The sequence below is a fragment of the Enterobacter chuandaensis genome (assembly GCF_003594915.1).
In the GTDB taxonomy this organism is placed as follows: Bacteria; Pseudomonadota; Gammaproteobacteria; order Enterobacterales; family Enterobacteriaceae; genus Enterobacter; species Enterobacter chuandaensis.
The window spans coordinates 47,779-61,897 of record NZ_QZCS01000005.1 but is presented as its reverse complement, the minus strand read 5'-3'; the positions used below and the strand labels follow the sequence as shown (position 1 = coordinate 61,897).

Annotated in this window: 8 protein-coding genes; 6 read left to right on the top strand and 2 right to left on the bottom strand. The window is 60.4% G+C overall.

Features of this window, described 5'->3' with window-relative positions; all coding sequences use genetic code 11:
- Nucleotide 1 precedes the first annotated feature (1 nt).
- The 5 genes from ntrB to D5066_RS09835 all read left to right on the top strand — a co-directional run bounded on the left by ntrB (nucleotide 2) and on the right by D5066_RS09835 (nucleotide 9,655).
- On the top strand, nucleotides 2–880 hold the full coding sequence (gene ntrB, locus D5066_RS09855) for a nitrate ABC transporter permease (RefSeq protein ID WP_119915832.1): 879 nt from the start codon (nucleotides 2–4) through the stop codon (nucleotides 878–880).
- Nucleotides 881–889: 9 nt separating this feature from the next.
- A complete protein-coding gene (locus D5066_RS09850; RefSeq protein WP_006810903.1) occupies nucleotides 890–1,678 on the top strand; it encodes an ABC transporter ATP-binding protein in 789 nt (262 codons plus the stop codon).
- 13 nt (nucleotides 1,679–1,691) lie between these two features.
- Nucleotides 1,692–5,678: a nitrite reductase large subunit NirB gene (nirB, locus tag D5066_RS09845; RefSeq protein ID WP_119915831.1), complete on the top strand. Its 3,987-nt coding sequence runs from the start codon at nucleotides 1,692–1,694 to the stop codon at nucleotides 5,676–5,678.
- Nucleotides 5,675–8,173, top strand: coding sequence for a nitrate reductase (locus D5066_RS09840; protein WP_119915830.1), 2,499 nt, complete (start codon nucleotides 5,675–5,677; stop codon nucleotides 8,171–8,173). The genes nirB and D5066_RS09840 overlap by 4 nt, the downstream gene beginning before the upstream one ends.
- A gap of 75 nt (nucleotides 8,174–8,248) precedes the next feature.
- On the top strand, nucleotides 8,249–9,655 hold the full coding sequence (locus D5066_RS09835) for a YchO/YchP family invasin (protein WP_119915829.1): 1,407 nt from the start codon (nucleotides 8,249–8,251) through the stop codon (nucleotides 9,653–9,655).
- A gap of 3 nt (nucleotides 9,656–9,658) precedes the next feature.
- On the opposite strand, the gene narL is transcribed toward D5066_RS09835, so the two are convergent.
- The gene (gene narL / locus D5066_RS09830; RefSeq protein WP_003856701.1) at nucleotides 9,659–10,309 is read right to left on the bottom strand and encodes a two-component system response regulator NarL; all 651 of its coding nucleotides are present in this window, start codon (nucleotides 10,307–10,309) and stop codon (nucleotides 9,659–9,661) included.
- On the bottom strand, nucleotides 10,302–12,098 hold the full coding sequence (gene narX / locus D5066_RS09825) for a nitrate/nitrite two-component system sensor histidine kinase NarX (RefSeq protein ID WP_119915828.1): 1,797 nt from the start codon (nucleotides 12,096–12,098) through the stop codon (nucleotides 10,302–10,304). Before narX ends, narL begins: the two co-directional genes overlap by 8 nt.
- Before the next feature lie 309 nt (nucleotides 12,099–12,407).
- Between narX and D5066_RS09820 the strand changes: the two genes are divergently transcribed.
- Nucleotides 12,408–13,805, top strand: a complete 1,398-nt coding sequence (locus D5066_RS09820; RefSeq protein ID WP_119915827.1) for a NarK family nitrate/nitrite MFS transporter — start codon at nucleotides 12,408–12,410, stop codon at nucleotides 13,803–13,805.
- Nucleotides 13,806–14,119: the final 314 nt, after the last annotated feature.

The window sequence follows — 14,119 nt, the reverse complement described above, 5'->3', positions numbered from 1 at the left end:
TATGCCGCATCTGCAAAACACGAAACCACAAGATACGTCAGAGAGCGGGGAAGTGATTGTCCTGCCTCCGGTACAGGTTCGCCGCCGCACGCCTGTGTTTGCGCGCCGGATGAACGACTTTTTCCAGCGCATTATCCCGGCACTGCTCGGCCTCGGGCTGCTGGTTGTGCTCTGGCAGCTGGCGGCGATAAACAGCAAAGGCTTCCCGACGCCGCTCAGCACGCTTGATTCCGCCATTACCCTTTTTGCCGATCCGTTTTATCGCGACGGGCCTAACGATATGGGCATTGGCTGGAACGTGCTTGCTTCACTGCAGCGCGTCGCCATCGGCTTTGGGCTCGCGGCGCTGGCAGGCATTCCGCTGGGCTTTTTGATTGGCCGTTTCACCTTTTTCGCGCGCATGTTCAACCCGCTGATTGCGCTTCTGCGCCCGGTCAGCCCGCTGGCCTGGCTGCCCATCGGCCTGCTGCTGTTCCAGAAAGCAGAACCGGCTTCCAGCTGGACCATTTTTATCTGCTCCATCTGGCCGATGGTGATCAACACCGCCGAAGGGGTTCGCCGCATTCCCCAGGACTACCTTAACGTCGCCCGCGTATTGCAGCTTTCCGAGTGGACCATCATGCGCCGCATTCTCTTCCCGGCGGTGCTGCCCGCGGTGCTGACCGGGGTGCGCCTCTCCATCGGCATCGCCTGGCTGGTGATTGTCGCCGCCGAGATGCTCACCGGGGGGCTGGGCATCGGCTTCTGGATCTGGAACGAGTGGAACAACCTCAACGTCGAAAACATTCTCATCGCCATCGTCATCATCGGCGTGGTCGGGCTGCTGCTTGAGCAGGGGCTGATGCTGATCGCCCGCCGCTTTAGCTGGCAGGAAAAATAAGGAGCGAACATGAAACCATTAATTCAGGTCCAGGCCGTGAGCCAGCGTTTTTCCACCGCCAGCGGCGAATTTCTGGCGCTGCAAAACGTCTCTTTTGATATCCACGAGGGCGAAACCGTCAGCCTGATTGGCCATTCCGGCTGCGGAAAATCGACGCTGCTCAACCTCATCGCCGGGATTACGCTGCCGACGGAAGGCGGGCTGATTTGCGACAATCGCGAAATCGCCGGGCCGGGACCGGAGCGCGCGGTGGTGTTCCAGAACCACTCGCTGCTGCCGTGGCTGACCTGCTTCGACAACGTGGCGCTGGCGGTGGATCAGGTGTTCCGTCACACCATGAGCAAGGCCGAGCGCAAAGAGTGGATCGAGCACAACCTCGACCGCGTGCAGATGGGCCACGCGCTGCACAAGCGTCCGGGGGAGATCTCCGGCGGTATGAAGCAGCGCGTCGGGATTGCCCGCGCGCTGGCGATGAAGCCGAAAGTGCTGCTGATGGATGAACCGTTCGGCGCGCTGGATGCGCTGACGCGCGCCCATCTTCAGGACTCGGTGATGCAGATCCAGCAGGCGCTGAACACCACCATCGTGCTCATTACCCACGACGTGGACGAGGCGGTGCTGCTCTCCGATCGCGTGTTGATGATGACCAACGGCCCGGCGGCCACCGTCGGGGAGATCCTGCGCGTTGACCTGCCGCGCCCGCGCAACCGGGTGCAGCTGGCGGACGATAGCCGCTATCACCACATGCGCCAGCAGATCCTTCATTTCCTCTACGAAAAACAGCCGAAAGCGGCATAACGAGGTGGCGTTGATGCGACTGGTCATTATCGGCAATGGCATGGCGGCAACCCGGCTGATTGCCTCGCTCACCGGGCGTGCTTCTGGTCGTTTCGCTATCACCGTTATCGGTGACGAGCCGGAGCATGCTTACAACCGCATCCAGCTTTCGCCGGTGCTGGGGGGGGAAAAAACGGCTGCGGGTATCAGCCTTCAGGATGAGGGCTGGTACCTGGAGCGGGGCGTGACGGTGCTGCGGGGCGAAAGGGCGCTCGCCGTGAACGTGGACGCGCGGGAAGTGCACACCACCGCCCGCACGTTGGTCTGGGATGCGCTGGTGTTTGCCACCGGGTCAACGCCTTTTGTTCCGCAGATCCCCGGCGGCGATGCGCCGCACGTGTTCACGTTCCGTACCCTGGAGGATACCCGCGCCATTCAGGCCATCACTGGTCCGGCGGTGGTGCTGGGCGGCGGCGTGCTCGGCGTTGAGACGGCGGCAGCGCTGGCGCGCAAAGGTGACAACGTCACCATTATCCATCGCGGCCCGTGGCTGATGGAGCAGCAGCTGGACCAGCAGGCGGGCGTGCTGCTGGAAGAGGCGCTGGCGGTGCGGGGCGTTAGCTGTGAACTCGCCTCCGGCATCGCGGCGATTAGCGGGGATAGCGTGATGCTGCTTAGCGGACGCAGCATCGCCGCCGCGCGCGTGGTGCTGGCAACCGGTGTGCAGCCGAACGTTGCGCTGGCGCAGGCCTGCGGCATTCGCTGTGCGCGCGGCATCGTGGTGGATAGCCAGATGCAGACCTCCGTACCGGACGTCTACGCCATTGGCGAGTGCTGTGAAATTGACGGCCAGACGTTTGGCCTGGTCGCCCCCTGCCTGGCGCAGGCGGATATCCTCGCCGCGCGGCTGGCCGGGGACGTCACCGCGCCGTTTGTCCTTGCCGACAACGGCGTGCGCCTCAAGGTAACCGGCGTGGAGCTGTTCAGCCTCGGGCGCGCGGCGGTGCAGGAAGGCGACGTGGTCTGGAGTTCATGGGATCCGCTGACTCGTCACTATCGACGTTTACTGATCCATCAGGGGGCGCTGGCAGGCGTACTGCTGATGGGCGACTGCCGCAGCGCGGCAACATTTTCCGATTTACTGGCAACGGCTGCGCCCGCACGCGCGGACTGGCTGTTCGATCGTTTCACTACGCAACCGCAGGTTGCAGGACAGAACGCTATGACAAAACCTACTCTGGTGGTGGTTGGACACGGTATGGTCGGCCATCATTTTCTCGAAGACTGCGTTAACCGCAATCTGCATCAGCAGTATCAGATCGTCGTTTTTGGCGAGGAGCGTTATGCCGCTTACGACCGCGTGCATCTGTCAGAATATTTTGGCGGCCGCAGCGCGGCGTCGCTCTCGTTGGTGGAGGGGGAGTTCTTTGTCGATAACGGCATTGAGCTGCGGCTCTCGCAGCAGATCGTCGCTATCGATCGCGATGCACGCGTGGTGCGTACCGCCAGCGGGCATGAGACCCACTGGGACAAGCTGGTACTGGCGACCGGCTCCTATCCGTTTGTGCCGCCTGTACCGGGCAACGATCTGCCGGGCTGCTTTGTCTACCGCACCCTTGACGATCTGGACAACATTGCGGCGCACGCGGCGGGCTCACGCCGCGGCGTGGTGATTGGCGGCGGCCTGCTCGGGCTGGAGGCAGCGAATGCCCTGAAACAGCTCGGGCTGGAAACCCACGTGGTGGAGTTTGCGCCCAATCTGATGGCGGTGCAGCTCGACAACGACGGCGCGGCGATGCTGCGCAGGAAAATCGAGGCGCTGGGCGTCGGCGTTCACACCAGTAAAGCCACCACGGAAATTGCTTCGACGGACGGCGGGCTGGTGCTGCGCTTCGCCGACGGCGAACAGCTCGAAACGGACATGGTGGTCTTCTCTGCGGGCATTCGTCCGCAGGACGCATTGGCGCGTAGCAGCGGGCTGGCTGTCGGCGAACGCGGCGGGATCTGCATTGACGACGGCTGCCGGACCTCCGATCCGGACGTGCTTGCCATCGGTGAATGCGCCCTGTGGGAGGGGAAAATCTTTGGCCTGGTGGCGCCGGGCTACCAGATGGCGCGCGTGGCCGCCGCCGCGCTGGCGAGCGAAGATAAAATCTTCACCGGCGCGGATATGAGCACAAAGCTCAAGCTGCTCGGCGTCGACGTAGCCTCGTTCGGCGATGCTCACGGGCGCACGCCGGGCGCGCTGAGCTATCAGTGGACGCACGGCCCGCAGCAAATCTACAAGAAAATCGTGGTCAGCCACGACGGCAAAACGCTGCTCGGCGGCGTGCTGGTGGGGGACGCCAGCGAATACGCCACGCTGGTGCAGATGATGCTTAACGGCATCAGCCTGCCGAAAGAGCCGGAAACGCTGATCTTACCCGCGTTTTCAGGCAGCGCGCCGAAAGCGCTGGGCGTGGCGGCGCTGCCGGAGAGCGCGCAGATCTGTTCGTGTCATAACGTCAGCAAAGGCGATATCTGCCGGGCGGTGAGCGCGGGTGCAGCGGATATCGGCGCTGTTAAGCAGTGCACCAAAGCGGCGACCGGCTGCGGGGGCTGCAGCGCGCTGGTGAAGCAGGTCATGGAGTACCAGCTTGCCGAGCAGGGCGTGGAGGTGAAAAAGGACATCTGCGAACACTTCCCGTACTCGCGTCAGGAGATTTACCACCTGGTGCGCGTCAACCATATCCGCACCTTTGACCAGCTCATCAGCCGTTACGGTCAGGGGCACGGGTGCGAAATCTGTAAGCCGCTGGTGGGGTCAGTGCTGGCCTCCTGCTGGAACGAATACCTGTTAAAGCCGGCGCACCTGCCGTTGCAGGACACCAACGACCGCTACTTCGCCAATATTCAGAAGGACGGGACGTATTCCATCGTGCCGCGCATGCCCGCAGGGGAAGTGACCGCCGACGGGCTGATCGCCATCGGGCAGATTGCGAAACGCTACGGCCTGTACAGCAAAATCACCGGCGGGCAGCGTATCGATCTTTTCGGCGCCACCCTGGAACAGCTGCCGGAGATCTGGCTGGCGCTGGTGGAGGCCGGGTTTGAAACCGGGCACGCTTACGGGAAATCCTTGCGCACGGTGAAATCCTGCGTCGGGTCGACCTGGTGCCGCTACGGCGTGCAGGACTCTACCGGCCTCGCGGTCAGGCTGGAGCACCGTTACAAGGGTCTGCGCGCGCCGCACAAAATCAAAATGGCGGTCTCCGGCTGTACCCGCGAATGCGCCGAGGCGCAGAGTAAAGACGTCGGGGTGATTGCCACCGACAAGGGCTGGAACCTGTACCTGTGCGGTAACGGCGGCATGAAGCCGCGTCATGCGGATCTCTTTGCCAGCGATCTCGATGACGAAACTCTGATCCGCACCGTCGACCGTTTCCTGATGTTTTACATTCGCACGGCGGATCGCCTGCAGCGTACCAGCACCTGGATGGACAACCTGGAGGGCGGCCTCGACTATCTGCGGGAGGTGATCCTCAACGACAGTCTCGGCATCGCCCACGAGCTGGAGCAGGAGATGGCCCGGGTAGTAGAGACGTACCAGTGCGAATGGCAAACCACGCTCAACGATCCTGACCGCCTGGCACTGTTCCGCACGGCGGTGAACGTCGCGCCGTCGGACGAAAGCAAGCGCTGGCAGGAAATCTGCGGCATTGAGGATATCCCTGAACAGGCGGGTATTGGCGCGCGTCTTGGCCGCAAACCGATCGCGCTGTTCCGCTTTGGCAAAACCGTCTACGCCCTTGACGATCTGGAGCCGGGCAGCAGCGCGAACGTGCTTTCACGCGGCATCCTCGGCGATGCGGCGGGCGAGCCGGTCGTTATCTCTCCGCTCTACAAGCAGCGCATTCGCCTGCGCGACGGGCGTGAGGCCGAAAGCGGGGAGCCCGCGGTGCGCGCCTGGCCGGTCAAAATTGAAAATGGCAAGGTGTGGGTCGGCAACGAAGAGCTGGTGATGCGTGCGGAGGCCTCATGACGGAAACCCGGACAACGTGCCCCTACTGCGGGGTGGGCTGCGGCGTGGTCGCAAGCCTGGAAGATGGAGCGGTCAGCGTTCGGGGGGATGACACCCATCCTGCGAACTTTGGTCGCCTGTGCGTGAAAGGGTCAGCCCTGGGCGATACGACGGGGTTACAGGGGCGCTTGCTGTGCCCCGTTGTTGACGGCCTTGAGGTGGACTGGACGCAGGCGCTCGGCGCGGCGAGTGAGAGGCTGAGGGAGATTATCGACACATGGGGGCCGCAGGCGGTGGCGTTTTACGCCTCCGGCCAGCTGTTAACCGAGGATTACTATGCCGCCAATAAGCTGATGAAAGGGTTTATTGGCGCGGCAAACATTGATACCAACTCGCGGCTCTGCATGTCCTCGGCGGTGGTGGGCTACAAGCGTGCCTTCGGTGAAGACGTGGTGCCGTGCAGCTACGAGGACGTGGAAAACAGCGACCTGGTGGTGCTGGTGGGATCGAACGCGGCGTGGACGCATCCGGTGCTCTATCAGCGGCTGGTGCAGGCAAAGCACAACAATCCGCAGATGAAGGTGGTGGTGATTGACCCGCGCAACACCGCCACCTGCGATATCGCCGATCTTCACCTGGCGCTCAGGCCCGGCAGCGATGCCGGGCTGTTTGTGGGGTTGCTCAATCTGATCCAGGGCGCCGATGAGTGGCCGATTGCCCGCGTGGCGGCGTTTTGTGACCTTCCATCAGAGGACATTGGTACTTTTTACGACTGGTTTGTCACCGCGCCTCGCGCCATTACGCTCTACACCATGGGGATCAACCAGTCCTCCAGCGGCAGCGACAAGTGTAATGCCATCATTAACGTGCATCTTGCCAGCGGGAAGTTCAACCGTCCGGGCTGCGGTCCGTTTTCGCTGACCGGACAGCCAAACGCCATGGGCGGACGGGAAGTGGGCGGGCTGGCGAACCAGTTAGCGGCGCATATGAGTTTCGAGCCGGACGATCTCTCGCGGGTGGCGCGTTTCTGGGGAACCGAGCGGCTGGCGCAGACGCCGGGCCTGATGGCGGTGGAGCTGTTTGACGCCATCGCCCGCGGCGAGGTGAAGGCGGTGTGGATCATGGGCACTAACCCTGCCGTATCGCTGCCGGACAGCCACGCGGTGTGTCAGGCGCTGGCGGCCTGTCCGCTGGTGATTGTCTCTGAAGTGACGAAAGATACCGACACCAGCCGGTTCGCCCATATCCGTTTTCCGGCACTGGGCTGGGGAGAAAAAAACGGCACGGTGACCAATTCTGAGCGGCGCATTTCGCGCCAGCGCGCGTTTCTGCCCGCGCCGGGCGAGGCGAAGCCGGACTGGTGGATCGTGGCGCAGGTGGCAAAACAGCTGGGCTACGGCGAGGCCTTTGCCTGGCAACATCCGCAGGAGATTTTTTGCGAGCATGCGGCGCTGACGGCCTTTGAAAATGACGGCGCGCGGGCATTGAACCTGCATGAACTGGCTGGGCTAACCCGTGAAGCGTGGGATCGGCTTGAGCCGTACCAGTGGCCGACGGGGAATTTTCCGCGCCGAAACATAGTGCCTGTCGATCCGCTGCCGCACGGCGCGGTGACTACCGCGCTATACCCGGTGATCCTCAATTCTGGCCGTATCCGCGACCAGTGGCACACCATGACCCGTACGGGATACGTGCCCCGGCTGATGCAGCATATCGCGGAGCCGTTTGTTGAGGTTTGCGCCGCAGACGCCATCCGGTTTTCGTTGTATGACGGCCAGCTGGCGCGCATCAGTTCGCCGCGCGGGGTGATGGTGGCCAGAGTACGAATCAACGACGGAATACGGAAAGGCGAAGCGTTTGCCCCGATGCACTGGAACGCTGAGTTTGCCCGCCAGGGAAAGGTCAATGCGCTGGTGGAAGGGCGCGTCGATCCGGCTTCGGGCCAGCCGGAGAGTAAACAAACCGCCGTCAGAATCATGCCCTGGCAACCTGCCTGGCAGGGGGAACTCTATGCCCGGGAATGGCCGGAAATGCCACCCTCGGTTTACTGGTGGCGTAAAGCTTCTCGCCTGACGATAGCGGGTGATAAACCGCTGCTGTCGTGGGTCATGGAGTATGCCAGCGACCGGGGCTGGCAGCTGCAGGTTGCGCAAACCGGAGAACGCAGCAGCGTGCTGGCCTGGCATAACGGCGAACTGATGCTCGGCTTCTGGGAAGGCACCGCATTACCGGTGCTGGCGCACCCGGTGATTGAAGCTGCTTTTCAGTCGCCGCCCTCGACGCCCGCCGAGCGCCATGCGCTGCTGAACGGGCAGGGCGCGGGGAGAGTTATAGATCCGGGGCGCATCATCTGCAGCTGTTTCAGCGTAGGAGAAAACGCGATACGGGAAGCGATTGCAGGAGGGTGTGATTCCGTAACCATGCTGGGCGGGCGGTTACGCTGCGGAACGAACTGCGGTTCGTGCGTGCCTGAGCTCAAAACAATGTTTCAGGAAATTCCGGAAAATTCTCCTTAAAGCTGCAAAGGGGGGGAAATCGCGTTAAGGTAACGGGTGTTCTTACGTAAGCACCGGGTAATTCTTACGACATTGATGACTGTTTCTCCCCCTTTCCGAACGCTTGTTTTACTCTCCCTTGTTACTGCCGGAGCCGTTCACGGTGCGCCAAATTCCTTTATCCAGCAGGCACAAAATCCCTTTGATAATAACGGGGATAATCTGCCCGATCTCGGTATGGCTGCCCCCACCGGCGAGGGGGAAAAGCATCTCGCCGAAATGGCGAAAGCCTTTGGTGAGGCCAGTATGACCGACAACGGCCTGACTACGGGCGAGCAGGCTCGGCAGTTTGCCTTTGGTCAGGTGCGAGACGCGGTGAGCGGCGAGGTGAACCAGCAGATCGAATCCTGGCTGTCGCCCTGGGGTAACGCCAGCGTCAACGTACTGGTGGATAACGAGGGTAAATTCAACGGCAGCAGCGGCAACTGGTTTATTCCCTGGAACGATAACAACCGTTACCTGAGCTGGAGCCAGCTCGGCCTGACGCAGCAGACGGATGGTCTGGTCAGTAACGCCGGAATCGGCCAGCGTTGGGTCGCCGGAAAATGGCTGCTGGGCTACAACACCTTTTACGACAACCTGCTGGACGAAAACCTGCAGCGTGCAGGACTGGGCGCCGAGGTGTGGGGGGAGAATCTGCGCCTGTCAGCCAACTATTATCAGCCTTTTGCCAGCTGGCGCGAGCGCTCTGACGTCCAGGAGCAGCGCATGGCGCGGGGATATGACGTTACCGCCAAAGCGTGGCTGCCGTGGTTTCATCACCTGAATACCAGCGTCAGCTTTGAGCAATATTTTGGTGATAACGTCGACCTCTTCAACAGCGGAACCGGGTATCACAACCCGGTGGCGGTCAATCTCGGGCTTAACTATACCCCCGTACCGCTGGTGACGCTGACCGCCGGGCATAAGCAGGGCGAAAGCGGCGAGAGCCAGAATAACCTCGGGCTGAAGCTTAACTATCGCTTCGGCGTGCCGCTGGTTAAGCAGCTCTCCTCCGGGGAGGTCGCGGCCACGCGCTCCCTGCGCGGAAGCCGCTATGACTCGCCGGAGCGCAGTGGTTTGCCGATCATGGAGTTCCGTCAGCGTAAAACGCTGTCCGTCTGGCTGGCGACCCCGCCGTGGGATCTGAAAGGGGGCGAGACCGTCATGCTGAAGCTGCAGGTTCGCAGCACCCACGGCATTCGTCAGATCCACTGGCAGGGTGATACCCAGGCATTGAGCCTGACGTCACCCGGGAAAAGTGACAGTACCGACGGCTGGAGCGTAATTATGCCTGCCTGGAATGACGCGGAAGGGGCGACAAACCGCTGGCACCTCTCGGCGGTGGTGGAAGATGCGAAGGGCCAGCGCGTCTCGTCCAATGAGATCACGCTTAGCGTGGCGCAGCCGCTGGTCGCATTACCTGACGACGACCCGCGCTGGAAGCTGCTGCCGGATGAGTAATGCTTAAAAAATACGTTCCTGATGGACCCACACCGCGGCTTCAACGCGCGATTTTAACTTCATTTTCTTCAGCATATGCTTCACGTGCACTTTGACCGTACTTTCGGTGATATCCAGACGGCGGGCGATCATTTTGTTCGGCAGGCCCTGGGCGATAAGTTTAAGAATATCGCGTTCGCGCGGCGTTAACTGGCTGACGTCGCGGTCAGACGTGGCGCGGTTCGCCCGCAGGCTGGCGGCCAGCACCGGGGTCAGGGCTTCGCTCAGCACCATCTCGCCTGCGGCAGCCTGCTGCAGTGCCTTAAGCAAGTCTTCCGGCTCCATATCCTTCAGCAGATAGCCATCCGCGCCGCGCTTCAGCGCCGTGACGACGTCCTCTTCGTGGTTGGAGACGCTAAACACCACCACGCGACCGGAAAGGGATTTCTCGCGCAGCTTGTCGAGGGTTTCCAGCCCGTTCATGCCGGGCATGTTGAGATCGAGCAGGATCAGGTCCGGATCGAGGGATTCGGCAAGCTCAATGCCCTGTTCACCGTTGCTGGCCTCGCCAACGACGGTAATGTCGGGTGCCATGCTGACCAGCTGTTTTACGCCAGTACGCAGCATCGGATGGTCGTCGATCAACAGGATGGATGCCGGTTCCTGATTAGTCATGGGTTTCTCCTTGAGCAGTTGTAAGCGGTTTTTCGGGAATAAAGGTGACCACAACTTCCGTGCCACCCGTCTCTCTCCGGCGAACCTGGCAATCACCGCGCAGGCTTTGGGCGCGGTCTCGCATGATAATTAAACCATAGTGGTTAGTGCGTTCGGCATTTTCCGGCACGCCGCGGCCGTTGTCGTGAACCGTCAGCCTGACCTGATTGTCGTGCTGGCTAACGGTGACCGTAACCGCCGTCGCTTCAGCGTGTTTAAGCACGTTGCTCAGCGCTTCGCGGGCGATCTGCAGCAGATGAATCGCCTGATGCGAGGGAACAAACCGCGGTGGCAGCTGGTAATCCAGCTTCACCGGGAACCCCAGACGGGCGCTAAATTCCTGGCAGCTGGATTCCAGTGCCGGGCGCAGACCCGGCTCGGTCAGTTGCAGGCGGAAGGTGGTCAGCAGTTCGCGCAGCTGTACCCAGGAGGTATTCAGCTCGTTGCGGATCTGGCTCAGCAGCTGTTTGTTGCTTTCCGGCATTTCCGCGTCCTGCATCTGCAGGCAGCTCACCTGCATTTTCATACAGGAGAGCGACTGAGCGATAGAGTCGTGAAGCTCGCGGGCGATGGTGGCACGCTCTTCCATCACGATCAGCTGCTGCTGTTTTTCCTGATGCCTGTCGAGCGCCAGCGTGGCCGTAAGCTGTTCAACCAGCGTATCTACCAGCTGCTGCTGGTCGTGGCTCAGGTGACGCCCTGTAGGCAGGGTGGCCAGCAGAATGCCGTACTGGGTGTGGCTGTCCGTCAGACGCCATTTCAGCGTGGTGCCGCCAGACGTCAGCGGCGGCAGGCCGCGCGGGCAAAGATGACAGCCTTTGTCATCGCAGGACATGTCCGACTGACAGGTGAATTCCTGGTGGTTCTCTTCATCTTCCACATCGTAAACCCGCAGCTCCAGATCGTGCAGCAGGGTCAGATTTTGCAGCCCGTTGAGCACCGGCGAGAGGCGTTCGCATAACGGGACCTGCATGTGCAGACGACGATTAGCCTGCCACAGGAAGGAGAGGATTTCGTTTTTCTGCTCCAGCCCGGCCGTTTTTTCCTGCACGCGTTGCTCCAGCACCGCGTAGCTTTCGGACAGCTCAGCCGACATGGTATTCAGTGCCTGGCCAAGCATGGCCATCTCGTTGCGCCCGCTGATGTGCGTGCGCTGGGTAAAATCTCTGTTCGTGACGGCGCGCGCCATTGCCAGCAGCTGTTTCCATGGGTTCAGCAGCCGCGCCCGGAGCCAGACGATGGTGAAGATCAGCAGCAGGCCCATAAAGAGGGCCATAGCGCGATGTACCATCACCACCCGGTCGATGCGGAGTTCGGTGGTTTGGTCAAAAGCGGAGACCAGCGAATCGATGCGGGAGACAAAACCCGCCACGTCCTGCGCAACGGCCTCCGTGGTACGCGCCTGTTTCAGACCGGGCTCCAGCTGGGTGTGCCAGTAGCCCTGAAGCGCTTTAAGCTGGGATTCCTGACCGGCGCGAATGGCGGCGTTTTCCAGCTCGGGGCTGAAGGCCGTGCGCTCCATCTCATCAATTAATGGCCGATCGTCCTGCGTCAGGGGAACCGATGCCAGCAGACGGTAACTCTGCATGCGTAGCGAGCCTGCCTCATTGATGGCATGCGCATTACCCTGTACCCCTTGTACCAGCCAGCCAGAAATCGCCATGCCGGTCACGCCGAGGGCGGTGGACAGCAAAACAATCAGGGCAACCTGATTCACGAGAGTCAGCGGTGATAAACATCTTTTTAACATAGAGTTGCCGGGCTCCTGACGTGGCCTGCTTGCAGGAATGGCGCTATTCTGGTGCATACCCTGGAGTATACCCATACCAATAAAGGATTACTCCTAAATTGCCAAAGGAGTAAGGGGGAGGGGGAGGAAGGAGCAGGGAATCGACAGCACCGTGAAAAACCACGTCTTTTTTACCGATATATCCTACTCACTAAGGATGAGGGCTTTTTTCAGGCCGCAAATCCTTCCACTTTTCCTTTGATTTATATCAACTTACCGCCGCTCTAAAACCCTAATGTTTGCAGCATCATTCGAGAATCAGAGGTGTCTATGAGTCACTCATCCGCTCCCGAAAGGGATAATGGTGCCGTTATTACTGAATGGCGTCCAGAGGATCCGGCGTTCTGGCAACAGCGCGGCCATCGTGTAGCAAGCCGAAATCTGTGGATTTCCGTTCCGTGTCTGCTTTTAGCGTTTTGCGTATGGATGTTGTTTAGCGCGGTCGCGGTAAACCTACCGAAAGTAGGGTTTACGTTTACGACCGATCAGCTGTTTATGCTGACCGCGCTGCCGTCGCTTTCGGGCGCGCTGCTGCGTGTACCTTATGCGTTTATGGTCCCGGTATTCGGCGGTCGTCGCTGGACGGCGTTCAGTACGGGTATCATGATCGTCCCTTGCGTGTGGCTGGGCTTTGCGGTGCAGGACACCTCCACGCCGTTCAGCGTGTTCGTGATTATCTCCCTGCTGTGCGGTTTCGCTGGGGCTAACTTCGCCTCCAGCATGGCAAACATCAGCTTCTTCTTCCCTAAAGCGAAGCAGGGCGGCGCGCTGGGTATTAACGGCGGCCTGGGTAACATGGGCGTGAGCGTGATGCAGCTGATTGCGCCGCTGGCGATTTCAGTTTCTATTTTTGCGGCCTTTGGCGGCGGTGGCGTTGAGCAGGCGGATGGTTCTTCCCTCTATCTGCAGAATGCGGCCTGGATTTGGGTTCCGTTCCTGGTGGTCTTCACCCTCGCGGCATGGTTCTTTATGAACGATCTGACCGCGTCGAAGGCATCCCTGAGCGAACAGCTTCCGGTACTGAAACGTGGTCACCTCTGGGTAATGGCGCTGCTTTATCTGGCTACCTTCGGTTCGTTCATCGGCTTCTCTGCGGGCTTCGCCATGCTGTCGAAAACCCAGTTCCCCGACGTGCAGATCCTGCAATTCGCCTTCTTCGGTCCGTTTATTGGCGCGCTGGCTCGTTCGCTGGGCGGCATGGTGTCTGACCGCCTGGGCGGTACCCGCGTAACGCTGGTGAACTTCGTTGTGATGGCGGTCTTCTGCGCGCTGCTGTTCCTGACGTTGCCTGCTGACGGGCAGGGCGGTAACTTCATTGCCTTCTTCGGCGTGTTTATGGTGCTGTTCCTGACGGCCGGGCTGGGGAGTGCGTCCACCTTCCAGATGATCTCCGTGATCTTCCGCAAGCTGACGATGGATCGCGTTAAGGCGCAGGGCGGAAGTGACGAGCAGGCCATGCGTGAGGCGGCGACGGATACGGCTGCGGCCCTGGGCTTTATCTCTGCCATTGGTGCAATTGGCGGCTTCTTTATCCCCAAAGCGTTTGGTATCTCTCTGGATCTGACCGGCTCTCCGGCTGGCGCCATGAAAGTCTTTCTCGTCTTCTATATCGCCTGCGTTGTGATTACGTGGCTGGTATATGGCCGTAATACCAAAAAAAATAAGTAAGTTTGATTATCCGTTTACGCGGCCTTTGGGCCGCGTTTTTTTTAACCCGCATTATAGTTACAACATACTGATGCTTTTCACAGCAGACGTTTGCAGGTAACACTGTGATCGCCATCGCTTTACAGGTGGGTCTACCCCTTAATACCTGAGATGTTAAATTTTGCCGGGGTTATTGTACGATGAATCGTAAATCTCTTTATAAATCATTTGGTTATTCACATTAAAAGTATACCGCTTTGGTGGTATTTAGCCTAACCCCTCCTTTTAAAGTCCCTCTTCGTCTTGATCGTTATCAATTCTCCTCCTCTTTCAGG

What these genes read in the sequence shown, in the direction of transcription:
- D5066_RS09820 (WP_119915827.1), top strand. Translation starts at nt 12,408, where the DNA reads ATGAGTCACTCATCCGCTCCCGAAAGGGATAATGGTGCCGTTATTACT.
- narX (WP_119915828.1), bottom strand. Translation starts at nt 12,098, where the DNA reads ATGTTAAAAAGATGTTTATCACCGCTGACTCTCGTGAATCAGGTTGCC.
- D5066_RS09850 (WP_006810903.1), top strand. Translation starts at nt 890, where the DNA reads ATGAAACCATTAATTCAGGTCCAGGCCGTGAGCCAGCGTTTTTCCACC.
- ntrB (WP_119915832.1), top strand. Translation starts at nt 2, where the DNA reads ATGCCGCATCTGCAAAACACGAAACCACAAGATACGTCAGAGAGCGGG.
- D5066_RS09840 (WP_119915830.1), top strand. Translation starts at nt 5,675, where the DNA reads ATGACGGAAACCCGGACAACGTGCCCCTACTGCGGGGTGGGCTGCGGC.
- D5066_RS09835 (WP_119915829.1), top strand. Translation starts at nt 8,249, where the DNA reads ATGACTGTTTCTCCCCCTTTCCGAACGCTTGTTTTACTCTCCCTTGTT.
- narL (WP_003856701.1), bottom strand. Translation starts at nt 10,309, where the DNA reads ATGACTAATCAGGAACCGGCATCCATCCTGTTGATCGACGACCATCCG.
- nirB (WP_119915831.1), top strand. Translation starts at nt 1,692, where the DNA reads ATGCGACTGGTCATTATCGGCAATGGCATGGCGGCAACCCGGCTGATT.